Below are 24,059 nucleotides of genomic sequence, written 5' to 3'. Positions count from 1 at the left end.
GGTAGTGAAGCCTGCTCTATGACCGCTGCCTTATCCCTGTGAGTGAATCCTGCTCTACCGATTGCGGCTGATCGGCGGGTGAAACCCGCCCTACTGGGTCGTTGCGGCGGGTTGTTGTTTATCCTCGAGGATAAGTTCCTCCTTGCTGGTTTGTAGGTCGGGCTTCGCCCGACATTGTCATCAACGCAGGGTGAAGCAGCTCAATCTCGTAAATATCCCGGCCTTGTTGCGGCGGTGAATACGCGCTGTAGCTGGAAATGACCGAAGGCTCCAGATAGCCCGTGACCTGCTCGAGATCCGCTAGTCGCAGACCTTGGCGTACAAGGTAAGCAATATAGCTATGCCGGATCGCTTCGGCGGTAATTTGCTGGGGGTCAGGTAAACCCGAATCGACTGCTGCACAGACTAATGCGGCGGAAAGATCGATGTGCGTCCCTGGGTCATCCGGGTTCCATACCGGATGACCTCCTGACTGCATGAGCGACGATTTAATGGGATTGCTTAGAGGAATGACTCTGGGCGACCTTCCTGCAAGATTGATGGCTGCGGCATCCGGATCGATCTGGTCCGGCGTCAATGATGCAGCTTCGTCGATGGTCAATCCGCTGAGCAATAAGCCAATCAGTTGTTTTCCCTTTAGATTGGCAGCGTTGAGCAAAATTCTTAACTGATGACTGGAAAGCTCCCGGCACCCCGGACCTGCCAGGGCATTGTTTGTTTTTTGCCCCAGCTGACCCGCCACGGTGCCCAGCGCGGCATGAGGATGTTCGATTAATGGGGCAGCGGGAGCCGGATGTCCCTGCACGCCAAAAACCGCAACAAGCGGCTGTTGTTCTTTTTTTTGCGTTGCCAAATATTCGAAAACCCATACGCCGAAGAGCCCTAGCAATAGTGAGCCCACAATGGCTATCAAAGCATCCCGGCTATAATTGGGCCTGAGCGGTTCCACCGGTTCAAAAGCCCTGCTAATGACCGTTACCTGGGGATATTTATCTTTGCGGCCGGTTTTGACTTGCACCAACCGCTCCTGCGCGTCCCGGTAAAGCGTCTCCAAACCTTCCAGATCGGTTTTCAAGGCGTCGTGCTCAGCAAATTTGGACGTGAATGCCGATGCTTCCCGTTTATGCTCGCTCAATTGAGCACGAATTTCTCTAACAGTTTGTTGTGCGGCCGCAAATGCCATCTCGGCATCATTCAATGCGACGCTTGCACCATATTTACGTTTATTATTGACCGCCGCCTCCAGTTCCTTGATTTGTTCCGGAATGGATTTCAAATCGGGTTGCAGATTTAAATACTCCCGCGTAAATTTTTTATCGAGTTCCGCCAGCTTTTCGCGCAAGTCCTGCAAACGCGATTCAAGATCGACCAGGCTGCCCTTCTCATCATCGGGCACCACCGCCTTTCCCCGGGCAATGGCGGTCTGGATGGAATTCAGGTTGGCCCTCGCCTTCACTTCATCTTCACTGGCCTTGTTGAGAGAATCGTTCAGGCCTTTAAGGCGGGCTGCTGCTTCATTTTCTTCACGTTCCGTGGAAGAGATATCGTGATTCTTTCGGAAAGCCTCCAATTCCAGTCGGGTAGAGCTGACCTTATCAGCCAGGCGCTTTACCTCGTCCTCCACAATATGTTCGGTATCGGTTGTCAATCTTTTGACTTCTTCAGTCCGCGCATCCAGGTACACATCTATCCACGTATTAATGAGCAGCGGCAAGAACTTGGCATCCGGTCCTTCTGCCTTTATCTCAACGAGATTGGTTTCAGCGATGGGTTCGACATTCAACAGATTCTGAATATCGGGCGCAGTCAGCCGTTGCAGAGACTTGCCTGCTGACGAAGCCTTGAGTCGCGACACAGTCTCTGCAGCAAGCTCATGCCGCAGAAAAATCTGTCGTTGAATAGCGACATGCTGAATATCCGCCTCGCTGCTTTCACGGTCTATCGCAGTCATCGCCGAGGTCAGCAATGTCGCGCCGCTACCGTAAATGGCCGGTCGGCTGTAAACATAAGCCAGGCTTATCGCGATGCTGATTAGAAATACCAGGCCGAAGATGCTGAATCTGCGGGATCGGTACCAGGGATGCTCATCCGTGTCGGCAGCGGCACGGAAATCAGGAGTAAAGCGCGAATCGATTCTGTTTTTCATAAACCGGGTTACATCCAAAAATTGGATACAGAGAACGCAATCCGGATTTCAATGGATAGGCAAAATAATAGCCGGATATGTTCAGGAATAGCAATCAGGTAAAGATTCGGTAAACCCATCTCACGCTGCAAGCAAAAGACGTGCTAACGCTATATTGAGGTCAGGAAAAGTAAAATTCATCTTATTGTTTCCTGGCGGCGCGTGTCCATCAATCAAAATTACGAAGAGAGGGTCAACAGATCAAACGACACATTGCAACCTCATTACTTTCATGTCAGGCGTTCTCATCAGTTCCGCGAAAACGCGAACTTATAAAATCTTGTGCCACAAATGCAGCTTCCGTTCGGTTCCGCACGAACGAAACCCGATCCGTTCCCGGACAATGTGCGCAATTCGAAAGATGAAGCTTTTCATATTACTGTAAAAGTTTCGTTTTAAGCTGAAGACGTAGCTGGAGCGGTATACGCTTTTCGAAAGCGGGCAAAAAAATATTGGAAGCCCTAAAACGCCCTTCGTCCTTTTTGGCGAACAACCGCTTCGGAAACTTATTATGGTTTATTCAGCTTTTTATTTACTCCCTTCAGGGGCGCACAATGAAAAAACATGATGATCAGGATGTGTTCGGCATAGCTTCTGCATTGTTCGATCACAGGTCGGCAGCCTTCCGACAAAAGATGTTCAGGCATTTCCAGTCGAGTGGCCACCAGCATTGGATAAGTATCGAAAAAATACCGGAAAGGAAAAAACACGAGAGCGCCATACTGCATAAAGAAAGCGCTTGACTGAAGCCTGCTGGTGATCCCGCATCTTGACCTGAATTCGGGCATTCCCGTCATGACTACGCTGCCGGCGAGCTATACCGCCGGCAAGGCGGATGCACTTGAAACCTCGGATTATGCGATGATTCCGTGATTGGAAAATCTGGATGAGTCACGGGACACTCCCGGTCTTTCTTTTTTACATTTATATTTATTTAATCCAATGCCCTACCCCAAGGCATCGATGCCCGCAGTGTTCGTGGGCCACGGCAATCCGATGAATGCGATCTCCCGCAACCGGTATACCGAAGCGTGGTCTGCTATCGGCGCCTCGCTAATCCCCAGACCCAAAGCTGTTCTCTGCATCTCGGCACACTGGTACGTGCCGAAAACAGCAATCACGGCCATGGCGCATCCGCGGACTATTCACGACTTTGGCGGTTTTCCCCCCGAGCTTCATCAAGTTCAGTATCCCGCGCCGGGATCCCTCGAGTTCGCGGCGGAAGTCGCGGATTTGCTGATGCCAGTTGCGGTCATGGACACCAGCTGGGGTCTTGATCACGGCGCCTGGTCGGTTCTCATGCATATTTTTCCCGATGCCGATATTCCCGTCGTTCAGTTGAGCATAGATGAAACCCGGGAAGCAGCCTGGCATTATGACACGGCCCGACGCCTGACATCGTTGCGCGATCAGGGGGTGCTTATCCTGGGCAGCGGGAATATCGTACATAATCTGCACGCATATGCATGGGGAAAGCACAATGTAGAACCATACGATTGGGCTGTCCGGTTTGAGAATGTCATACGTGAGTCGTTAAGCTCAGGCGATGTCGATTCGCTCATAGCGTATGAAGAACTTGGGCAGGACGCATTGTTATCGGTACCCACCCCGGAGCATTATCTTCCTTTTCTCTACGTCCTTGCACAACGCCGGAAAGATGAGAAAATCAGTTTCCCGGTGGAAGGATTCGATGGCGGCTCAATTTCCATGTTGGCCGTAAAGATCGGCTAACCAGGATGTTTCATAAATTCGCGTGATGATTGCGCAGGATTTTGTTTTGTAGGGAGATTTTGTGAAAGAGTGGCGTAGTTATTCATACGCCCGACTGAACGGAATTTTCATACGAAACAAAAGACCAGCAAGGACGCGCGTCAAATTATGAAACATCCGGGTTAAGATCAGCTGGATCGTGATATGACAATACCATCGGTTTCAGGTTTTCAAAGGCGGCCGTAATGGTATGCCGCTGTCTTTTCCTGTCGGCGCACGCGCTCTCGTATCGCGTCTTCATACTCCGCAAATCCCTTGAGTGCGTGGGATTGCGTTGATCCTTGCGTAGCCTCCAGCAGTGCATGCGCCCCAAGCTGCGCGGATTCAATCGCCAATTCAATTCCCATCCCGCTGAGCGGATCTGGCGCATAAGCAGCATCACCAACAGCGATCCAGCCTTCTCCCGACATCCTGTCGAATACCTTGGCGCCAGCCATACGGCCGGATATTTGTATATTTCCTGAAGTGGTCGACAATAGAGGTGCGAGCAGCCGAGTGTTGCAAAGCTCACGGACAAAAAATTCCTTCAGGGAGGCAGGCCTTTTTTTAACCTCATCGCGATCAGTACAAAAACCGGTGAAGTAAGTGCCGTCCCCGGCGGGCAATGCGTACCACCAGCCGTTGTCCGTGCCCTCGACATAAAGCGTATTTCCGTGTGATTGGACTGACCCGCTACCCGGCGTTCGTAAAAATGTCATCAAGGCAATTCCCGATGGTTCGGCTACGGGTGATCTATCGACAAACTGTGCGGCTACGCGGCCAGTAGCAAGGATCAGAAAACTGGCGGATGCATGACTTTCGGCCTCATCAGCGGTGGTTCCGGCCGAGCGCATCAGGAGATGCCACTGATCTCTGCTGCGCTCAATACGCATAACTTTGGCATCGTCAATGATGGACACACCCGCCGTGCAAGCCAGATGACGCAGTGCTCGGTCGAAAAGCGGGCGCGCTACCGCGACACCGGCACCCCATGGGTTAAACATTGCGTTAAATGTAATGGGCTCGGGCGTACCCCATAATGATATCGTCTCATGGACTTCTACCCCGAGCGACGCCTTCTGGAAAAAATCGGGGCTATAGCGTTCAATAAGGTGACGCGCGTGGCCAGACACGAGTTCGATGCCGCCAGCGGCATAACCGCCCCAATGTATAAGACTCACGCGCGCGCCGCCGCGCGCGAGCATGAGCGCGCATATCGCACCAGCCGGTCCGCCGCCGACGACAACGATATCCATACTCCGGCTACGCCCGGGCATGCGCTGCAACGCTGGTTGCCGCACTTGAGAACCCAGGTTCAACGATCAACCTGTTATCCACGAAAGGAGCTGTAGCTGTATTGAAAATCATCATTAGATACATACTGGAAAAGACGATTTAACGTCTGCATCGAGAACAAGGATTTGCTCTGACGCATCAATTGCGCAAGCGTATACTCATACTGTACTAACGTGATTTTATATGGAAGAATTCATTAGAGGAGCAGGCTTCCCTTCCAGGAGACAGGATATGTTTCCCCTTCGGTGAGGATCGTACTGGGCCGCAGCAGAATACCGCGTCAAATTTCAACCTGCCATTATGAAAGAGGATATCGACCATGAGTCCGGATAAGAGAATGCAAAATCATCGCGTCATGTTGAGCCGCCGCATGATATTGAAAGCATCGGCTGCAATATTCGCCACAGGCATATTGCCATCGGCCACTGCGGTTTTTGCGCAACCAGCTCTGAACCGGACACAAGATCAGATCCTTGGCCCCTTTTATCCCATCATGAGCAAGCCCGATCGCAGCGGAGACCTGACTCGGGTACCGGGCGGGTCGGGCCGTGCAAAGGGGCAGCCTCTTATTGTTACCGGATGTGTGCGAAATCCTGCAGGCAAGCCCGTGGCAGGCGCGGAGATCGAAATATGGCAGGCCAATGCTTTCGGCCGCTATGCGCATCCCGACGATACGAACCCGGCACCGCTCGATCCGAACTTCCAGGGTTTCGGGGCGGTAACCACCGGTGCCGATGGCCTCTATCAGTTCAAGACAATCAAACCGATACATTATCCCGCGGGAATCACCGGAATCAGGCCGGCGCATATTCATTTCGACGTTAAAGGCCGCCACGACGTCCTCGTAACGCAGATGTACTTCGAAGGCGATCCATACAACGACAAGGATCCATACCTCCAGAGCACTCCCGACCCCGAAGCGTTGATCGTAAAGCTGCGCTCACCGACAACAGAGGAACCTGAGTTCATGGTCGCGGTATTCGATATTGTATTCAGAGGTTGATGTCGCTAGCCGATTACGGATACCCGAGCCTCGGCCGGTTGTATAGCAAAGAAATCAATCGTAAGTCTTACGTATGCATGACCTTGAGAATTTCAATGATTATTGCAATCCATAGGACGTGAAATACCTCGGTCATCTTTCGACGCACGATCCTTTTTATACCTACCTTCGTAACGATATTGTTCCTCTGCTGGGCGTCGGCATGAATTCTCCCGACTTCCGTGTATATCGGCTACCGGCTTCCAATCACGTCTACCTCTACGAAGACCGCCACAGCCACACCCGTATTATCGGAAAATTTTTTGGCGGCGTCGCCGGCTTTGGGTCGGAGGCCGCCTTTCATCGAATGGAACGGGAATTCAATAACCTGAATTATCTCCGAAGCATTGGCTTTAATGGCTATCCGCATTACGTCGCGCGCCCCTTGGGGCGAAACGCCGATCTGAATAAGGTTTTGGTAGAAGAATTCTGCTACGGCACGCCGCTTGCGGACTTCATCGTCAAGGCGATTCGCGAAAACGCTCGAGATATTCTTTTTCAAAAACTTGCTGCACTCGCTTATTTTCTCGCCACGCTGCACAACCGAACCGCGCAGGATAGTAAAGTAGATTTCAACAAAGACGGTGTATATTTTGATCGCATTATGGAACAATTGACCAATGCCCAACGAGTTGGACGGGACGAGGCTTTGGAGTTTTACCGGTTCAAGGACCGGTGGCGGGAGAAAGCCTGTATGTGGGAAGACCAGCAGGTTCTTGTTCACAGCGATGTCACCCCAGCTAATATTCTCTTTGGCGACGGCCCCTGGGTGATCGTTATCGATCTGGAACGGATGAAGTCGGCGGACAGGGTTTTTGATCTTGGGAGGGTGGTCGGAGAACTCCAACATTTCTTCATGCAGAGAACCGGTGATAAATGGCTGGCCGAGCCGTTTATCGGACACTTTTTATGGGAGTATGCCTGTCACTTCCCTGATCGGGACGCCGCTTTCGGCGCTATCACACGGCGTACCCCTTTTTATTCGGGGCTCACCCTTCTGCGCATTGCCCGTAATGCATGGATCGATAAAAAATATAGCCGGCGATTACTGGATGAAGCCAGAAAAACGTTGAGGTAACTTACGATGATAAAAGGCATTTTATTTGATCTTTACGGCACGCTGATCGATATCGAGACCGATGAGTCGATGGAGGAAATCTACCGCGCGATTGCTCACTATCTGACCTACCAGGGCGTATATTTGCACCGCTGGGAAGTAAGGGACCGCTACTATCAAATCATGAAGCAACAGAAGGAAGCGCGCGGCGAGGAATATCCGGAAATTGATGTGGAAGCTATATGGAACGAGTTACTCATACAAGAAGGCATCCGATCAGGGTCCATCCGGGGGCAGGTAGCCAAGGTTATTTCCCATATTTACCGCGGCATATCCTGCAGTCGCCTTCAGCTATATCCCAACGTCAAGCAAGTGCTGAATGAATTGCGGATGAATTATCGCCTGGCGCTCATCTCCGATGCCCAGTCTTGTTTTGCGCTGCCTGAAATCCGTGCCGTGGGGCTGGAAGGCTACTTCGAGTCTACCGTTATCTCCAGCCATTATGGTTTCAGAAAACCTGACTCCCGTCTTTTTCAACGAACTCTCGGCAACATGAACCTCAAGCCGGCAGAAGTGATCTGGGTGGGCAATGACATGTTCCGGGACATCCATGGAGCGAAGTTGCTCGGCATCAAGAATATCTTCATTGATTCCAACCAGGGCGCAAAATCCTATAAGGATGTGACTCCGGACTACCGTGCCCAGCAATTCACGGACGTTCTAAAGGGCGTGGCAATGCTGAGGTAAGCAGCGCTACTATTAGCCTGGATACCTGAACTTCAATCGGTTAACGAAAGGTGCTGAAAGTGTAAAATCGCTGTCACTCGGTATGAAAACACTACAGCTGTGTTCCGCACCCTCATCGTTTATCTTGAGATTGGCGAATATTGCTTTATCCACAGGTCGTGTCACCCCAATCTGGGACGTTTCTGTGTTTAGCTTATAACCGACCGGTAAAATCCTCCGGGGTTCCGTGCCTTCGAATTTTGAGACGGCACCCCGCGTGAGAAAAGAATGCCGTACTTCCGGCCGCACCCGGGATTGTGAAGAACCGGTCTTTGTCCATTTGACATTCAGCAGAAACTCTTCATTGCGCGGCAAGGGATAGCTCGGGGAAGCCCAGCAGCTGAGCCCTTCCCGCTTTTGCATGCAGGCAGACCATTCCTCCACAGCCTTCATGGCGACCGGATGCCCGACAGCTGCCTTCTGCATGAAAAACTCGGCTGCCTGGGATGAATCCACCGCTGAATTCTTCGAACAGTAGCCGCTCTTCCACTGCATGAATCGCTCTTCGTTCAAGACCAGGCCCGATGAGCCTGCCCCGGAGTTCGCACCGGTGCTCGTTCCGCCATCGTCAAGGGTGAAGAGACCATATGAAAGACCTAACGAGCCATCATCCGCGGATCGACGCGCGCGCTTGATTGCGGTCAATGCTTGCTCGAAATTGGAGGAACATAATTCGGCGTATAGCGACCGGTCTCTCAGCCGAGCGTCGATTCGGGCATATTCGCTGTAGAACCCATTCGTAAGAATATTATGACAGGCGCTTCCAGCGGACGCGCTTCCCGGCAAGATGAAGACAGTAAACGAAATGGATAAAATGAAGGCAATGACGGCATTCCGGTTTTTCATGATGTTCCTCCACGGCAGTACGCATAGTATAGCTAAGATGGGCCTCCTGGATAAGATAGGAACCGTCGACCCCGGAGTCGTTTTTATGGCCGGCTCAATCAAGAAAGCAGGTCGCTTCCTTTTTTCGCACTCGTTATATGATGTTTCTTGCTCCATGGGGAAGAAATCCATAGAGTTGCAGCGAATTGCAAGCACTTTAATACTCCGCTTTGTTAGCCATCACACAGAAAAGCGCTTTGCTCTTATGCTCAACTTACAAGCGGAAGCCCCGCCATTATTCCATGGTTGGCAAGATGACCGGAAGAGTCACGTATCATCTACAGGAACGTTTTCATCTCCAGAGTGGCCTCCGCATTTTTGATACTCGATGATAAAGTTCCTTTCCTGCTCAACCGTAATATGACGAGTCGCAACCCATGGCTCATCGTTTTGCTTTACGCCGCCTTTTCAACGCTATGGATTGTCGTTGCGGGCTATTTGATCTCGCTCTCCCTCGATGATCCAGTTTTGCGGAGCCGTGCCTATCTCGCGAAAGAACTGATTCTTGTCGCGATCAGTAGCGTCATGTTTTATCTGCTGCTTAAGTGGGGGCGAGGCACCGCCACTCCTTTAGGCGTACCCGTACCTGATCCCGGAAACGTCTCGCCAAATCGGTTATTGCTGATATTTTTTTCGCTGGCCATGGTCGCACCCTTGGTCAGCATCGGCATCGTCAAGGTATATGAGCCACAAATAGAGCGGGATGCATACGCAGATCTCCAAACTATCGTTGACCTTAAAGCAGAACAGATCGAGCTCTGGCTCTCCGAGCGGCATGGCGATGCAGAAACCTTAGCGATGAGCCAGGCGCTCATCGAGCGGATAGTGAATCTGAAGCACGATACGAATGAGCATTTGCAACAGCTGATCCGCAACCGGCTGGAAGCGGTTCGGCAGGCTTATAGCTACGAGTCTGTGCTGCTGATGGATACGAGAGGCCAATCTCTCCTGACGTTAGGAGAATCGCATAAACTGGCCCCCATTACCAAGAGGCTGGTGTCTACTGCGTTGCAGACCCGCCAGATACAGAGCAGTGACCTGTTTCTGGACGAAAGTGGAGAAGCCCGGCTGGATATGGTGGTGCCTCTGGTTCACGATACGATAAGCGACGAGGCTGTGGCGGTGGTCATTTTGCGTGCGGATCTCGGGCAATTTCTGGTCCCGCTGGTCGAAAAATGGCCGGGCCACAGCCGCAGCGCGGAAACATTGTTAGTCCGCAAAGAAGGTGAAAATATCACCTATCTGAATAAATTGCACTACCCCGGCGGCTCCGGGGCGACTGCGCCGCAACGCCAATCGTTAGCCGCAAGAGAGGACTTGCCTGGCGCCACTGCAGCACGAGAAGGCCAGCGTGGGACGGCGAGTGGAACCGACTATCGCGGCGAGCCGGTCGTTGCAGTCTATCGGCCAATTTCCGGCTCTGGCTGGCAGCTGCTCGCAAAAATCGATCATAGCGAAGTACTTGCCCAATTATGGACCCTGGTGTTCTGGGTCAGCGTGGTAATCCTGATCGCGATGGCTACAGTAGGCGTAATGCTGTTTCTGCTCTGGCGTCAGCAGCAGCGCGCTCATCAACTGGCGTTGATTGTCCGTACCGCCGAGCAAGACCGCCTCCTCAAGTATTTTTATGAATTGCCATTTATCGGTATGGCAATCATCTCTCCCGATACCAGGCGCTGGCTGCGATTCAACAACCAGTTATGCGAAATGCTCGGTTATTCCCGCGAGGAGCTTGCCGAAAAGAATCTGGTTGAGTTGACATATCCGGCGGACATGGAAAAAGACATTGCCGATCTGGAACGTGTCCTGCGGGGAGAGTCGGGAGGCTATGCGACGAACAAACGCTTCATCCGCAAGGATGGTTCGATTGTGATGGCCAACATGGATGTCAAATGCGTGCACAGAAATAATGGCGAAGTCCATTATGTTGTCACCATGATCCGCGATGTCACGGAGCAGGAGCGGCAAAAGACTGAAATTCTTGCGGCACGAAGTCAGTTGCAAGCCACGCTGGATGCCATACCCGACCTGCTATTCGAGCTCGATCTCGACGGTTGCTGCCATGCCTACCATTCCGCTCGCACTTACCTGCCCGGTTCTCCTGTTGAAGATCTGCTTGGCAAGAAAATTTCAGATGTCCTTCCGCCGGGCGCGGCCGATATTGTCCTGTCAGCATTGCTGGAGGCCCAGAAAAAAGGACTGTCCTCCGGCAAGCAAGTGGAACTGGAGCTTTCAGGAGAAAAAGGCAAGTTGTGGTTCGAACTCTCCGTTTCCCGAAAGCAGTTGAGTGCCGAGCTGGAGCCTCGCTTCATTGTTCTCGCGCGCGACATCACCGAACGCAAGGCATCCGAACAGCGCATCATGCAACTCGCTCACTACGATCCTCTCACTGCGCTTCCCAACCGCGTGTTATTAGCGGACCGGATGAAGGTCGCGATTAAACGTGCCGAACGGCGTTCTGGCCGACTCGCTGTGCTATTCGTGGATCTCGACCGTTTCAAGCCGATCAACGATTCGCTTGGGCACGATATTGGCGATCATTTGTTGAAAGCCGTCGCAGAACGCATGCAAGCTTCAGTGCGTAGCGTTGATACGGTAAGTCGGGTCGGGGGCGATGAATTCGTTGTTCTATTGAGTGAGATTGAAACGGCAGAGGATGCGGCACGTGTTGCGCAAAAGCTTATTTCTGGATTATCGCAGCCATATCTGATCGAAGCGCATGAGTTGCTGCTGACTGCAAGTATCGGCATTTGCATCTATCCGGATAATGGCAAGGAATCCAATATGCTATTACGTAACGCAGATGCCTCGATGTACACCGCTAAGGAGGCCGGCCGGAACCGTTATCAATTCTACTCACATGACATGACGGCGCGGGCAATCGAGCGACTCAGTCTCGAACACGATCTGCGAGGCGCAGCTGAACGCGGTGAACTATTTTTGGTGTATCAGCCGCAAATCGAGCTTGCGACAGAGCGAATAATCGGCGCAGAGGTACTGATGCGCTGGCAGCATCCTACGCGCGGGCTCGTTTCGCCGATTCGATTCATTCCGGTCGCAGAGGACAGCGGCTTGATTCTCGCGATCGGAGAATGGGCGCTGCGCGAATCCTGCCGGCAGGCCCGGATATGGCGCGACCGGGGGTTACTGGATATATGTATCTCGGTCAACGTTTCGGCGGTCCAAATCCGGCAAACCGATTTCGTAACCACCGTTGAGCGTGCGCTCAGGGATATAGGATTATCGCACGGCAACCTGGAGCTGGAACTCACCGAAAGCGTAGTGATGCAGGGGGTGGAACCCACCCTGGGAAAATTACGGGAACTGGACGCGCTTGGGGTAAAGGTCGCGATCGATGACTTTGGCACCGGCTACTCGAGCCTCTCATACCTGCGGCAGTTTACGGTCGCCAGATTGAAGATCGATCAGTCCTTCGTAAGGGATTTGCCGGGCAATATCGACGCTGAAGCCATCGCAGCGGCGATTGTGGCCATGGGTCTCAGCCTCGGCTTGCGCATTATTGCCGAGGGCGTGGAGACCGAAGCGCAGGCGGAATTTCTGCAAAGCGTCTTATGCAAGGAAGGCCAGGGTTACCTGTATGCCTGGCCGATGGCAGCTGACGAGTTTGAAGCATGGGTAGCGGCGTGGCAGAGCCGAACGGACAGGAAGTCGCACGTAGTCTGAATCGAAGAAGCAAAGGCGCATTGAAATCCACCAGGATCAGTCGAGTGGCCCGTATTGCGGCTTGGTTGCTCTTGCTTAATCCTTCCCTTCCCGATTCTCGGTCTTCTCCTTTTTGATTGGATTCTGCAGTGTATAACCCTCTTCATTTGCCTTGTAGCCGCCATAAGCCCCTACGCCTGCCGCTGCCAGCAGCCAGCAGCCTGACAGCATGGGTACAGTCAGAAAAAGCGTTACCAGATAAAACAATCTCCGTACTTTCATTAGCGATCTCCTGAGTTAAAAATGCTGATTTTGTGGTCCCGCTTAAAGCCGTGTATCGCTAAAATCATAAGTGAATAAGCGTTGAAGTCTGTGCGGTTGCAAACGTTTGTCATCGTGTATGCGCAGTATACTAGAATATAAACGGGTCCTTATTACCCTTCCTATAATCCTGTTACCGCCACCATCGCGTACGAAGCGCCGCCGACTCGACCATATAGCTATGATATGCGAAAGACGATTTCATGATTCCAGATGAAACGAGGGTCGGGTCATGGCGGTCTTACTCCATCATGAATCTTGTCAATGACAGGCGCAAGCCGGAACGATTACGCAAACCGCACGCAGAAGCTGTAGCCCCTGCGACCCTATCGAAAAGTTCCCAAAGGAGAACGGTTATGAAAGTATCCGAGCTTAAAGATGAATTGCTCGATTACTGGGCGGCGAAAGCAAATGGTGCAACGGACGTGCACGTAATTGATTCGTACTGCGTCATCAATCATGTTCGCTGGGAACCGTCGCGCAACTGGTCGCAAGGTGGACCCATTATAGAAAGAGAGGGCATAAACCTCAGCCATAGCCTGGAAGCCGGTTCGGAGCACTGCACTGCCTATATGAGATCCGGAAGAAACCGGCAAAAGGGACTCACGCCCTTGATCGCCGCCATGCGGTGCTATGTCGATTTCAAGTTCGGCGAGGAAGTTGAGGAGTAATGCCCGAACTGTGATTCAGAAGATCGGGGCAGCTCGAAGCAGGGATGCTGTGCGACACGTGCGCATGATGCGATAACATATGGCAAACGTAAAACTGAAAGAACATTTGCGCGAGGCGTCGCAGTCTACGCGAATTCTGGCCGCCCAGGCATTTTCACGAGCGGCGGGGGCTCCGCTCGTGCACGGTAACAGCATCCGCCTCCTCAAGGATGCAAGCGAGAATTATCCCGCGTGGCTTGAAGCGATTCGTTCGGCGGAAAAGAATGTCCACTTCGAGAATTATATTATTCGTGACGATAATATTGGCCAGCAGTTTGCCGATGCGCTGATCGCAAAAGCAAAAGAAGGCCGCCGGGTAAGAGTTCTATACGACTGGATGGGTGCCCTGACCGAAACGTCGGGCAGCTTCTGGCGGCGCCTCAGCGATGGCGGTGTCGAGGTGCGCTGTTTCAATCCACCACGCTTCAACAGCCCGTTGGGCTGGGTAAGCCGGCTTCACCGAAAGTCGCTGTCCGTGGACAATCGTGTCGCATTTGTCAGCGGATTATGCGTCGGGCAGATGTGGGAAGGTTATCCCGAACGCGACATTCCGCCGTGGCGCGATACGGGCATCGCAGTGCGCGGGCCGGTCGTGGCCGATGTGGTACAGTCATTTTCCCGCGCCTGGGCTGAGGCTGGACCCGAAATCCCGGCCGACGAGCTGCCGGACCAGAAGTCAATTCCTATGGAAGGCACGGTCGACATGAGGGTGCTTGGCCACGTCGCCGCCACCGCTGGATTATACCGTCTCGAACAGCTGATAACGGTGTTGGCGCAAAAAACGCTCTGGCTTACCGATGCCTACTTTGTGGGCACTACAAGCTACGTGCAGGCGCTGAGAGGCGCGGCGATGGATGGCGTGGATGTCCGTTTGCTGGTGCCGGGATCGAGTGGCGACCTCAAGTTCTTGCGGCCGATATCACGTGCGGGTTATCGTCCTTTGCTGGAAGCCGGAGTGCGTGTATTTGAGTGGAATGGATCGATGTTGCATGCCAAGACAGCCGTCGCGGACGGCCGCTGGGCGCGCGTCGGATCAAGTAACCTCAATCTGGCCAGTTGGCTCGGCAATTGGGAATTGGATGTTGCCGTGGAAAACCTGGGATTCGCGCATGAGATGGAGCAGATGTATCTTCAGGATCTGGACAACGCTACAGAAATCGTACTCAGTGAAAAGGACCGTGTCCGTCCTGTGGCGGAACCCGAACCTCTCCCCAGGTTTCAACGCATGGTTACGGGTAGTAGTGGCAAGAGCGGAAGTGCGGGAAGGCTTACTGCTGGTGCGATCCGGGTCAGTAACACCGTCGGAGCAGCCATTACCAACCGCCTTGTCCTCGGCGCGGCCGAGGCGAAAATCATGCTTTCTGGCGGCGCTGCGTTACTGCTTCTGGCCGTACTTGCATTGGTAGAGCCGCTGCTGCTGGTGATTCCTTTCGCGCTGATCGCTGGCTGGTTCGGTATTTCGCTGCTGATCCAGGCGTACCAGCTACACAAAAGCGGAAAAAACGGTAGCGCATCCGATGTGCTATCCAACAGAATGAAGGACAACGTAGTCGAGATTCCGGGCTTGCGCCGCGAATCCGCTGTCGAGCCGCCGCCTCAAAAACCGCGCGACGCGCAAGAGGAACCTTGAAGCAAGCTTACCGGGAATCCAGCAGACAGACCAATCCATTCATTCTCATTTTCTTAAAAGACAATTCCGCCTTCCAGTCTTTCATTCCTTCATAATGAAAAACCGCATCCACCAACCGGTGCAATGAGATTGCGACGTTACATTATCGACTAACGGTTTTCACCCGCTCTCGTCTGATTATTTCATCGATCAATGTCTGGAATTGCTCTCGCGCCTCTTGCTTGACGAACACATCCCCCACCATTGGAGGAACCCATACGCCAGGAACTAAAACCGCACGATAGATGATGCGTGTTTGCCCTCGTTCTGGCAGCAGTTCCGTAGTCTCCTCCATTTTCCGCATATTGCCGCTGATCATGCGTTCGTGGATTCTCTCGAAGGGGACCAGCTTTATTTCTCGGACGGATTCGAATGAGAAGACAATGAAACCGTATTTCGTGATACTTTTTTGCGCAACATGACAATGATTGCCTGTTCTGCCGGTGATTCTACTGGATAGAATACCGGGATTAAACTGGGGTATGTTTTCGAAATCGGTCAGTACCGCCCATACCTTCTGGGGCGCGACCGGAACGACAAAATTGACGTCAATGGTGATCTGGTCGCCATCATTCCGCACGTCGACCCTGATATTTTTATCGTGGGGCTCGAGCGCCTGCTTGACCGGATGCAAAGCCTGTACTTTTTCCCTCCCGGGCTGCGTCTCCTCTTGCGCCCAAGCTGAATCTCCAAGAACCAGATTCAAGAGAATGGCGGCGAAAGTACCTTGGAATTTATTCATCGTTCAGAACCCGTAGTTCTGCGTTAGCGTTTATTATTCGCCGATTTTTGCAAAGGAACAATATTTTTTTGTGATGAGAATGAGCGAGAATATTGACCGTAGGGTACGGCATACCGGTTTGCCCCGCTATGAATTTTTCCGGCTTCGCTTCCGTGGCCTACAATAGCAAAACGACGGGCTCTAAAATTAGCCATAAGCACACCGCCAATCTCAGGAGGTCCCATGAGTCTATTCCACCCCGGCATCGACCAAGCACTGCCGTCCGACGCCAGCACCGCCATATCAGAGGCATCAAGAACGGTACAAAGCCCTCTTACCCTGGTCATGACCATTCGCTCACCTGAGGATTTCCAGGTTCTTCATAAGCGAATAAAAGAAATTCAATCGGCCCCGCCAGAACAAAATCCCATCTGGGTTGCGCTCGATAAACTCAAGATCGTACATTTCGCGCGTTTTGTGTTCCTCGAAAATAATACCAAGCTGGCGATAATTACGACGTACGATGGCTCGTTCGACGACTACCTTAATGAGTTCATCGACGAGATTGGCGACGTGTTCAACGTGCTTCTCCAGCACATGAAGGATGCGCCGCACTTACCTGTTCAACGCAATCGCGGTGCTTTCCGGGACTATATAAAAGCCAACGATCTGGGCGGCATCGCGCCTTTCTACAGCGCCTACCCACAGGCAACAGTGCTGGATATCCAGGCTGCGCTCAGTCAGACCTGAGCGCAGCCCTGCCAACCCTCTATTTACAACACCCTTTACAATGACAATGCCTGACTTGCCATACGAAGACATCCAGGGTTTCATCCTCCGCACTTATGCGATGCCGATCCTGCGCGTAATTGCCTTGAAGGTAGAGCAAGCGGAACCTGCCAGGCGATTTTTGGGGGGACTGGTCAATGGAAGTAACGGAGCCCCCGCCGGTGCCGCCGATGTCGCGCCCAAGCTCGCTACCGCCACGGATTGGACGGTAAAACCGCAGTATTGCCTCAATGTCGGGCTCACCTACACAGGCCTTGCCGCGCTTGGGCTTCCCGCTTGTTCGCTTGCATCTTTTCCGGAGGAATTCGTGGCAGGGGCGGTGGGCCGTGCCGAACGGGTGGGAGATACAGGAGAAAGCAGCCCGGTGCATTGGAAGGACCCATTCGCCAGCCCCGATCTCCATATCCTGCTGCTCCTCTTCGCCCAGACGGAGGATGTGCTGGCGCAGGTCACCGCCCAGCTCAGGGCGGCTTATTCGCACGGCGCAATGTCCGAGCTTTCCGTACATGAAGCCCGCGGCCTGCCTGAAAGCAAGGCACACTTCGGGTATCGCGACGGTTTCGCACAGCCATCTATCGATGGCGGGCTTCCCTCGGCGATGCCGGACGTACTTCCAAAAGCGCCGGCTGGAGAATTCATTTTCGGCTACCCCAGCCAGTACGCTGACTTTACCTATCCGGTGCCGGTCCCTGCCGCGCTTGGTCAAAACGGGAGCTTTGCGGCGTTTCGCATTCTGGCCCAGGACTGCCACGGCTTCGAACAGTTTCTGGCAGACGCTGCCCGTCAAACCGGACTCGACCCGGAGTTGATAGCCGCCAAGCTCTGCGGCCGCTGGCGAAATGGCGTTCCGCTTTCCCTTTCGCCTCATTCCGCCGACGAACAAATCCCCATGGAGCAGCGCAACAGTTTCGACTACGTACCCAGCGACAGTGTACCGGATGCATTCGATGATGCTCGCGGCTACCGCTGCCCGCTGGGATCGCATATCCGCCGCATGAATCCGCGCAGCTCCGTGGTGGCCGGAAACAGCGGCCTCAAGCATCGCATTATCCGCCGCGGCCTTCCCTATGGCCCCCCTTATGACCCGGCCAATCCCGATGATGGAATCGAGCGCGGGTTACTGGGTCTGTTTATCGGCGTAAGCCTCAAGGATCAGTTCGAATTTCTGATGTCCGACTGGAGCAATAAGGGAAGCTTTGCGCCAGGCTTGCGCAATACAAAAGATCCCGTCATCGGGAACAATTCGGCATCAGACGCAACTTTTCTCATTCCCACGGAAAATAAGAAGCCTCCCGTCGAGCTTACCGGACTTTCCCGTTTTGTCACCTGCCGTGGCGCAGCTTATTGTTTCCTCCCCAGCGCCACCGCACTTCGTTATATTTCCGCTTTACCCGACATGCCGCTTTCCTGACAGGACAAACAGCCTTTATCTGTGCATTGGAAAAAAAGCTCGCGAGGGCCTGAAACTTGGCCTATACCCTATTTCAGGCAGTTTCGGCAGTAGCGATGATCCAACGCGAATAAGCGGGCCGACTCGCTATAGCTAGGCGATTTGCTCAATGACCTGATGTGTCCAACATTAAGGGAAGATAGGCTGGAAAGGCTGCCCCGAGAGCGATCAATAAGGGCCATATGATATGAAACCCTATATCGTTCAGAGTTTCTCCAGAAACTCCTGGAGGACAACGGCTTCATTGCACTCTTCGTCCTTGGCGCCATACATCAGTGTGACCTTTCCTTTTTTTACCTGTTCTTTGAGCAGCGCGACCTGTTTATCGTTTTCCTTGAGTTCCGCCCGATAACGCGTCTTGAACTCGGTCCACTTGTCGTGGTCATGAGCAAACCACTTTCGAAGATCGGTGCTTGGCGCAATTTCCTTTAACCAGATATCGACACTTGCTTTCTCTTTTGTCAACCCTCGAGGCCAAAGCCTGTCGACCAGGATGCGCACCCCATCTTCTTTCTCCGGCGGTTCATAAACGCGTTTTATGTCGATATTCATCTGTGGCTCTTCTCCGCAATAGTCTGCCGATAACTCACCGGCATGGCGCTGCCGTTACCGACTTAAATCGTAATAACGTCTGGATAAGCAAGGTATGATATCGTTCAAGCACAGCTTTGGTTCCAGCTAACCAGAAAGGCAGCAATGCAACGCTCCATTTCTGGTACGACGCACAGATGAGAGGCCATGCATGCAGGGCTGGACGACAGTCGTCGCCGCGGATCTCATGTTATCTCATACTCATGTCGGTCTCAAGAACCAAGGCTGTTCTACTCCAGGCCTTACCGTGAAGAGGTATGCGTTTTGATTGGATGACATCAATGATGGAAACAAAGGTTCACTGTAGTTCGCCATTGCCCAGGCGCTGGCTTGATAGACGGTATTGAAGGGGTAAAATAATCTGGCAAGGAGGAGAAATGCTGAAAACTGGATTTGCCGTGGAAACGGTTGCGCTGGCATTGCTGTATGTTGCGTTTTGCACGCCCGTCAAAGCCGAACTCATCGGTGAGGTGGACACCGCCTTTCGATGGATGGGAAAGGATGACCGGGTGGTCATGGAAGCGTATGACGACCCCAAGGTTCACGGCATAACCTGTTATGTTTCGCGTGCGAGGACGGGAGGTCTAAAAGGTACGGTGGGTCTGGCAGAGGATAGAGCCGAGGCGTCCATTGCGTGCCGACAAGTAACAGAGTCGATCCATTTTCCCGAGAAAATCCCCAGGCAGGAAGATGTATTCACCGAACGCATGTCTATTTTATTCAAGCGCCTGCATATCGTGCGCGTCGTCGATTCCAAGCGCAACACGCTTATTTACCTGACCTATTCCGATAAATTGATTGAAGGCAGTCCGCAAAACAGTATTACCGCTGTTCCCGTAGCACGCAATAATCCCATTCCGGTCAAGTAGGGTTCCGGGGGTTGGCAATAATTCCGGATTGTGAGCAGACGCATTAAAAACTGCCCCGGGAAAGTACTACGGGAGTAATTGCCGAGTTCAATACCCCCCACGCCACGACCGGCATCTTCAGAGAATTACCGCTTCGATCTCACACCAATAAGAATGAGACGCGTTACCATACGTGCGCTACCGTACGGACTCATCATTAATTCATGCATAGCATTGCGTATTGATGCCGCGCACACCCAAACAAAACCAGGCGGCAAATATAAAAACCGGTGCGCGCGAACCAGCTGAGCGGTTGAGAAAGCGATCACAATCCATAATTTATTATTTTAAAGGAGGCACTCCATGAATACAGTTCTTCGTACGCGATCCACCCTGGCCATTGTTGCGTTAATAGCCGGCACGCTGGCTGGGGGCATAGGATTCGCGACCGCTGGCGAAATCAAGGTCAATCTTAGCGGCGATCAGGAAGTCCCCCCTGTCCAGACCTCCGCATCCGGCAGCGGCACGATAACGGTCGAGGACGACAGATCTGTCAACGGCAAGATAACCACTTCCAATTTAAAGGGCACAGGCGCACATATCCATGAGGGAGCGGTTGGCAAAAATGGGCCGGATATCATCACGCTCAAGAAGAGTTCCGATAACGAATGGTCCGTTCCCGGTGACGCAAAGTTGACCGACGCCCAATATGATGCCTACAAGGCGGGAAACCTCTATGTTAACGTTCATAGCGACGCGAACAAGAGCGGGGAGATACGTGGGCAATTGAAACGTGACCTGGGTACCGGCTCCCGCTAATCGATCCGGGATTGTTGGATTGCCCTGTCAGCAGGCAGGGTAATCATTGAGATATGCCTAGGGGAGAGAGACTCACCATGACAAAATATTTTCAAACCGGATCGTATAGAACCGGCCGGCCCCATGGGCATGAGCCATACCCCGGCAAGCCGGTACAGGATCCCCCTCGCCCCATCGATCCCGATAAACCACGAGAAGATCCCCAACCATTCGACCCGGATAAGCCGGTAGATCCTCGACCGTATGATCCCGACCCGACGCCGGGAGACCCGATCGTCGATCCTGCGGATGAGCCTCTACTCCAGGCATAACGCTGAATAGTCTTCAGCGTTATGCCTGGCTCGCATCTGAGCAAGCAATGCCGGCAGGCGTCCGGTTCTTTTCTCAGCAAGGCTGAGAGCGGCAATCGAAGCGTTTCAAACAAATTGAAGCACCTCAAACAAATCGAAGTGCCCCAAGCAAACACAAATCCGACCTTCATTTCAATGTGATGCCCTCCCGGCTCTTGTCAACTTGAGCTGTCGTGACCAGGCTGGCATGATTACCCCATGCATTGCGGATATATGACAACACCAGCGCAACCTCACCATCATGCAGGGTCTGGGCGAATGGCGGCATGCCGTAAGGACGTGGGTTGCCCATGGTGGCCGGAGGATAGCCGCCATTGAGAACACTGCGAATTGCGTTGATCGGGGGCGTCATTGTGACACTCCGGTTGCCCGCCAGAGGTGGGTATACACCTGGAGCGCCCTGACCCGAAGCGCCATGGCAATCCTGGCAGTACTTCTCATAAATCGTGGCACCTTGCCGAAACCAGGCCTGTACCTGTTCTGTCATGGCTGGACCGTTATTGACGGCAAGTGAATTGCTCTCGGGTAATGACTGTAGATAAACGGCCATCGCACGCGCATCCTCTTTTGTCAGATGCTGGAGGCTTTCCATGACAACCTCCGCCATGGGACCCGAGGTGGTCGCTTGCGGCGAAACACCCGTTGTGAGCAGTTGGATGATTTCGTCGATACGCCAATGGGTGAACCCTGCTTCCACGCGTGAGGTAAGGGACGGCGCATACCAGTTTGACCCCATGATCTGCCCGCCTCCCAGCGCATCATCGCCAGCCGTAGCGCCCAGCGGATTGCGTTCCGCATGGCAGGCGTTGCAATGGCCTAGCCCCTGCACCAGGTAGGCGCCCCGATTCCACTCGGCGCTTTTTCCAGGCTCAGGTTGATAGACACCGGGCTTGAAGTATACGGCCCGCCAGACACTCAACAACAATTGATAGTTGTAGGGAAACTTGATCTGGCTCGGCGGGTTGCGTTGCGCGACGGGTGCAAGCGTCTGCAGATGAGCGAAAATCGAATCGGAATCCTCGCGCGTAATTTTTGTATACTCGGTATAAGGAAATGCAGGGTATAAAGGCCGTCCATCGCGTGACTTCCCCTCATGCAGCGCTTTCCAGAAATCTTCTTCGCTCCAGTGCCCGATACCGGTTTCCTTATCCGGGGTGATATTAGTCGTAATGAATGTACCGAAGGGTGTGGAAAGGCTGCGGCCCCCTGCGTAAGCCGACCCACTCTGGGCCGTATGGCACCCCATGCAATTACCTGCGCGCGCAAGGTAGGCCCCACGGCTCAGCGATTGCTCGGTGAATATCGTCTTCGGGGCATTTGCTGCCTTTCCTGGAGGCGACGCGCCGATCAATGTAAACGAGGTACCCATAGCAGCGAGACCCGCCAGGCCGACGAGTAAGGCTATTACAACAGCGATCCTCCGTTTCATTGAATGGTAGCGCTTTGAACGATGCTGCCGCAACGCCTTGCCATTTCAACCGGAAGCGTAGCAGCCGGGCCACTATTCTCCGGAACGGACTGGGCAGCCAACCATGCCGCGACTGCATTCGTCTCCTCCGGAGTAAGCCGCTTTGCGATTTCCGACATGCAATCCGCAGTCTGCCCACGTATCAGCCCCCCATTCTGCCAAGCGCCGAACTGGGCAATCATGTAAATGCGCGGAAGACCCAGCAAACCCGGAATAAAAGGCGCCGTACCCATCAGTTCGTTACCGTGGCATTGAACGCAGGCAGGAATTTGCCGTGCAGGGTCTCCCTGATGGATAAGCTGCCGGGCGAGCTTGATTTCGGCCGGTGACGCAGCCATGCGCTCGGGTGGCGGGAAAGGCTGTTTAAGCGCCGAAAAATAGGCAGCCATTTCCAGCAGATACTGGTCGGTCATATTTGCAAGCAGCAGGGTCATGGGACGGTAATAACGCAGCCCATCCCGGAAACTGCGCAACTGGTTAAAAAGATAGCCTTTTGGCTTGCCTGCGATACGTGGATAGTAGGCATCCCGCCCTACCCTGTCTTCGAGGCCGTGGCAGGCAACGCAGGGCTTAACCCGCTCCGCCATGGTATCGGGCACGTCAACCGGTGCAGGGGTGGGGGTGGGGACTGCTTCCGCGGCATTGGCGAGCCCGGCAGCAAATAAGAATGTCGCTAAAATAAGTCGTCTCATGAACCGCTGTATGCTGACCTCTGGAATTTCACTGATGAGACTATGACAGTCTGCCAAAGTTGCCGCAAGGGCTGAGGCTCAGTTTGTCCAGAAATGCGGGTAGCTCAGGCAAGCGGGCTCAGGCCCGTCCTATCGCTGCTTGAGACGTTTTCTCTGTATCGGGAATCCGATGCGGGCGGGAAATTCGCTACAGCCGAGCCTGCTCGCGACGTCTGCTCCGGCAAGTTTTTGAGGGATTTAATCCAGACTATCGTGTTTGTTAAATGGTAGGGAATAAGCGGGTCAGGCACAATAATTTTGGAGGTTTTATAGTAATACCTAACCAGTTCGAGCCTGCCCCGGCACATTCGAATCCTGGTCATTTTTTGTTGGGGCAGAAACCTGTCTAGCATGGCAGACATTGAGTATGTCATCAAAACAACGCTGCCGTTGCTTGCGTCGAAACGACGGTCGTCAATGATGAGGAACCATAACCGGGCTCAAGCCCGGCGGCTGCTAGCGCGGCTCAACCGCGGGAAATATTTGAGTACCGGAATGATGTTTCTGGCTCCATGAGATGATGGCAGACAGTACAGGCTTCAGACTCTCGCCCTTCTCGGTCAGGGAATATTCGTAACGTACCGGCTTCTGCTGATAGGCTCGACGCGTGATAAGGCCTGCGGCTTCCAATCTTTTCAGCCTGTCGGCAAGGATATTTGAAGCGATTTTTTCGGCTGACGATATCAATTCCAGATAGCGGCTCTTGCCTAAAATCAAATCCCGGATAATAAGCAGCGTCCATTTATCACCAAAAATATCCAGCGCATGGGTGATGGGGCAGCACGACCTTTCAAAAGCGACTTTTCCTTCCACCGTCTTGTCATCTTTCATAACTTGCCTGCAGGAAAAATTGGCGAGTCAATAATATAGTATAGTTACTTGCATTTTGCAATACTGTAGGATAAGCTTCGTTAGCTTGCTTATTGCAA

Annotated in this window: 23 protein-coding genes; 13 read left to right on the top strand and 10 right to left on the bottom strand. The window is 53.1% G+C overall.

Annotation, left to right across the window (positions count from 1 at the left end; translation table 11 throughout):
- Positions 1 to 118: 118 nt before the first annotated feature.
- Positions 119 to 2,146: a GumC family protein gene (locus tag F822_RS13660; RefSeq protein WP_025040159.1), complete on the bottom strand. Its 2,028-nt coding sequence runs from the start codon at positions 2,144 to 2,146 to the stop codon at positions 119 to 121.
- Between the two features lie 593 nt (positions 2,147 to 2,739).
- On the opposite strand from F822_RS13660, the gene F822_RS15470 reads away from it, so the two are divergent.
- The gene (locus F822_RS15470; protein ID WP_156304429.1) at positions 2,740 to 2,928 is read left to right on the top strand and encodes a hypothetical protein; all 189 of its coding nucleotides are present in this window, start codon (positions 2,740 to 2,742) and stop codon (positions 2,926 to 2,928) included.
- A 199-nt stretch (positions 2,929 to 3,127) separates the two neighbouring features.
- Complete coding sequence (gene ygiD / locus F822_RS13650) at positions 3,128 to 3,916, top strand: 4,5-DOPA-extradiol-dioxygenase (protein ID WP_331458267.1); 789 nt, start codon at positions 3,128 to 3,130, stop codon at positions 3,914 to 3,916.
- A gap of 209 nt (positions 3,917 to 4,125) precedes the next feature.
- Here ygiD and F822_RS13645 read toward each other — a convergent pair whose 3' ends face one another.
- On the bottom strand, positions 4,126 to 5,235 hold the full coding sequence (locus tag F822_RS13645; protein WP_197272829.1) for an NAD(P)/FAD-dependent oxidoreductase: 1,110 nt from the start codon (positions 5,233 to 5,235) through the stop codon (positions 4,126 to 4,128).
- A gap of 332 nt (positions 5,236 to 5,567) precedes the next feature.
- Here F822_RS13645 and F822_RS13640 point away from each other — a divergent pair, with 332 nt between their 5' ends.
- The 3 genes from F822_RS13640 to F822_RS13630 all read left to right on the top strand — a co-directional run bounded on the left by F822_RS13640 (position 5,568) and on the right by F822_RS13630 (position 8,076).
- Positions 5,568 to 6,233 (top strand): dioxygenase family protein, encoded by a 666-nt coding sequence (locus tag F822_RS13640; protein ID WP_025040163.1) that lies wholly within the window; start codon positions 5,568 to 5,570, stop codon positions 6,231 to 6,233.
- 118 nt (positions 6,234 to 6,351) lie between these two features.
- On the top strand, positions 6,352 to 7,350 hold the full coding sequence (locus F822_RS13635) for an aminoglycoside phosphotransferase family protein (RefSeq protein WP_025040164.1): 999 nt from the start codon (positions 6,352 to 6,354) through the stop codon (positions 7,348 to 7,350).
- A gap of 6 nt (positions 7,351 to 7,356) precedes the next feature.
- Complete coding sequence (locus F822_RS13630; protein ID WP_025040165.1) at positions 7,357 to 8,076, top strand: HAD family hydrolase; 720 nt, start codon at positions 7,357 to 7,359, stop codon at positions 8,074 to 8,076.
- Positions 8,077 to 8,088: 12 nt separating this feature from the next.
- Here F822_RS13630 and F822_RS13625 read toward each other — a convergent pair whose 3' ends face one another.
- Positions 8,089 to 8,961: a hypothetical protein gene (locus F822_RS13625; protein ID WP_025040166.1), complete on the bottom strand. Its 873-nt coding sequence runs from the start codon at positions 8,959 to 8,961 to the stop codon at positions 8,089 to 8,091.
- A 342-nt stretch (positions 8,962 to 9,303) separates the two neighbouring features.
- Here F822_RS13625 and F822_RS13615 point away from each other — a divergent pair, with 342 nt between their 5' ends.
- Entirely contained in the window at positions 9,304 to 12,684 is a 3,381-nt protein-coding gene (locus tag F822_RS13615) for a bifunctional diguanylate cyclase/phosphodiesterase (RefSeq protein WP_231623523.1), read from the top strand.
- A gap of 75 nt (positions 12,685 to 12,759) precedes the next feature.
- Here F822_RS13615 and F822_RS13610 read toward each other — a convergent pair whose 3' ends face one another.
- The gene (locus F822_RS13610; protein ID WP_025040169.1) at positions 12,760 to 12,945 is read right to left on the bottom strand and encodes a hypothetical protein; all 186 of its coding nucleotides are present in this window, start codon (positions 12,943 to 12,945) and stop codon (positions 12,760 to 12,762) included.
- 395 nt (positions 12,946 to 13,340) lie between these two features.
- Between F822_RS13610 and F822_RS13605 the strand changes: the two genes are divergently transcribed.
- Together F822_RS13605 and F822_RS13600 are read left to right on the top strand one after the other, a co-directional pair.
- Positions 13,341 to 13,655: a phage protein NinX family protein gene (locus tag F822_RS13605; protein WP_025040170.1), complete on the top strand. Its 315-nt coding sequence runs from the start codon at positions 13,341 to 13,343 to the stop codon at positions 13,653 to 13,655.
- 79 nt (positions 13,656 to 13,734) lie between these two features.
- Positions 13,735 to 15,324 (top strand): phospholipase D-like domain-containing protein, encoded by a 1,590-nt coding sequence (locus F822_RS13600; protein WP_025040171.1) that lies wholly within the window; start codon positions 13,735 to 13,737, stop codon positions 15,322 to 15,324.
- Between the two features lie 142 nt (positions 15,325 to 15,466).
- Here F822_RS13600 and F822_RS13595 read toward each other — a convergent pair whose 3' ends face one another.
- Together F822_RS13595 and F822_RS15465 are read right to left on the bottom strand one after the other, a co-directional pair.
- Complete coding sequence (locus F822_RS13595; protein WP_025040172.1) at positions 15,467 to 16,105, bottom strand: SRPBCC family protein; 639 nt, start codon at positions 16,103 to 16,105, stop codon at positions 15,467 to 15,469.
- Between the two features lie 23 nt (positions 16,106 to 16,128).
- Positions 16,129 to 16,329, bottom strand: coding sequence for a hypothetical protein (locus tag F822_RS15465; protein ID WP_156304427.1), 201 nt, complete (start codon positions 16,327 to 16,329; stop codon positions 16,129 to 16,131).
- Between F822_RS15465 and F822_RS13590 the strand changes: the two genes are divergently transcribed.
- Positions 16,328 to 16,834, top strand: a complete 507-nt coding sequence (locus F822_RS13590) for a hypothetical protein (protein ID WP_025040173.1) — start codon at positions 16,328 to 16,330, stop codon at positions 16,832 to 16,834. The genes F822_RS15465 and F822_RS13590 overlap by 2 nt on opposite strands.
- A gap of 40 nt (positions 16,835 to 16,874) precedes the next feature.
- Positions 16,875 to 18,284 carry a Dyp-type peroxidase gene (locus F822_RS13585; RefSeq protein WP_025040174.1) on the top strand — a complete coding sequence of 470 codons (1,410 nt, stop codon included), beginning with the start codon at positions 16,875 to 16,877 and terminating at the stop codon, positions 18,282 to 18,284.
- A 243-nt stretch (positions 18,285 to 18,527) separates the two neighbouring features.
- Here the strand turns inward: F822_RS13585 and F822_RS13580 are convergent, their stop codons facing one another.
- On the bottom strand, positions 18,528 to 18,875 hold the full coding sequence (locus tag F822_RS13580; RefSeq protein ID WP_025040175.1) for a DUF488 domain-containing protein: 348 nt from the start codon (positions 18,873 to 18,875) through the stop codon (positions 18,528 to 18,530).
- A 416-nt stretch (positions 18,876 to 19,291) separates the two neighbouring features.
- Here F822_RS13580 and F822_RS13575 point away from each other — a divergent pair, with 416 nt between their 5' ends.
- The 3 genes from F822_RS13575 to F822_RS15460 all read left to right on the top strand — a co-directional run bounded on the left by F822_RS13575 (position 19,292) and on the right by F822_RS15460 (position 20,892).
- Positions 19,292 to 19,783, top strand: a complete 492-nt coding sequence (locus F822_RS13575; RefSeq protein WP_025040176.1) for a CreA family protein — start codon at positions 19,292 to 19,294, stop codon at positions 19,781 to 19,783.
- Between the two features lie 342 nt (positions 19,784 to 20,125).
- Entirely contained in the window at positions 20,126 to 20,581 is a 456-nt protein-coding gene (locus tag F822_RS13570; protein ID WP_025040177.1) for a CHRD domain-containing protein, read from the top strand.
- Positions 20,582 to 20,658: 77 nt separating this feature from the next.
- Positions 20,659 to 20,892 (top strand): hypothetical protein, encoded by a 234-nt coding sequence (locus F822_RS15460; RefSeq protein WP_143002879.1) that lies wholly within the window; start codon positions 20,659 to 20,661, stop codon positions 20,890 to 20,892.
- A gap of 166 nt (positions 20,893 to 21,058) precedes the next feature.
- Here the strand turns inward: F822_RS15460 and F822_RS13565 are convergent, their stop codons facing one another.
- From F822_RS13565 to F822_RS13555, 3 genes are all read right to left on the bottom strand, one after another.
- A complete protein-coding gene (locus F822_RS13565) occupies positions 21,059 to 22,360 on the bottom strand; it encodes a c-type cytochrome (RefSeq protein ID WP_025040178.1) in 1,302 nt (433 codons plus the stop codon).
- Entirely contained in the window at positions 22,357 to 23,091 is a 735-nt protein-coding gene (locus F822_RS13560) for a c-type cytochrome (RefSeq protein WP_025040179.1), read from the bottom strand. Before F822_RS13560 ends, F822_RS13565 begins: the two co-directional genes overlap by 4 nt.
- A gap of 495 nt (positions 23,092 to 23,586) precedes the next feature.
- Positions 23,587 to 23,961, bottom strand: coding sequence for a winged helix-turn-helix transcriptional regulator (locus tag F822_RS13555; protein WP_025040180.1), 375 nt, complete (start codon positions 23,959 to 23,961; stop codon positions 23,587 to 23,589).
- Between the last annotated feature and the right edge of the window lie 98 nt (positions 23,962 to 24,059).

The organism is Nitrosospira briensis C-128 (assembly GCF_000619905.2).
GTDB classification, from domain to species: domain Bacteria; phylum Pseudomonadota; class Gammaproteobacteria; order Burkholderiales; family Nitrosomonadaceae; genus Nitrosospira; species Nitrosospira briensis.
The sequence above is the reverse complement of the archived record's forward strand: the minus strand, read 5'-3'. Positions and strand labels throughout refer to the sequence as shown.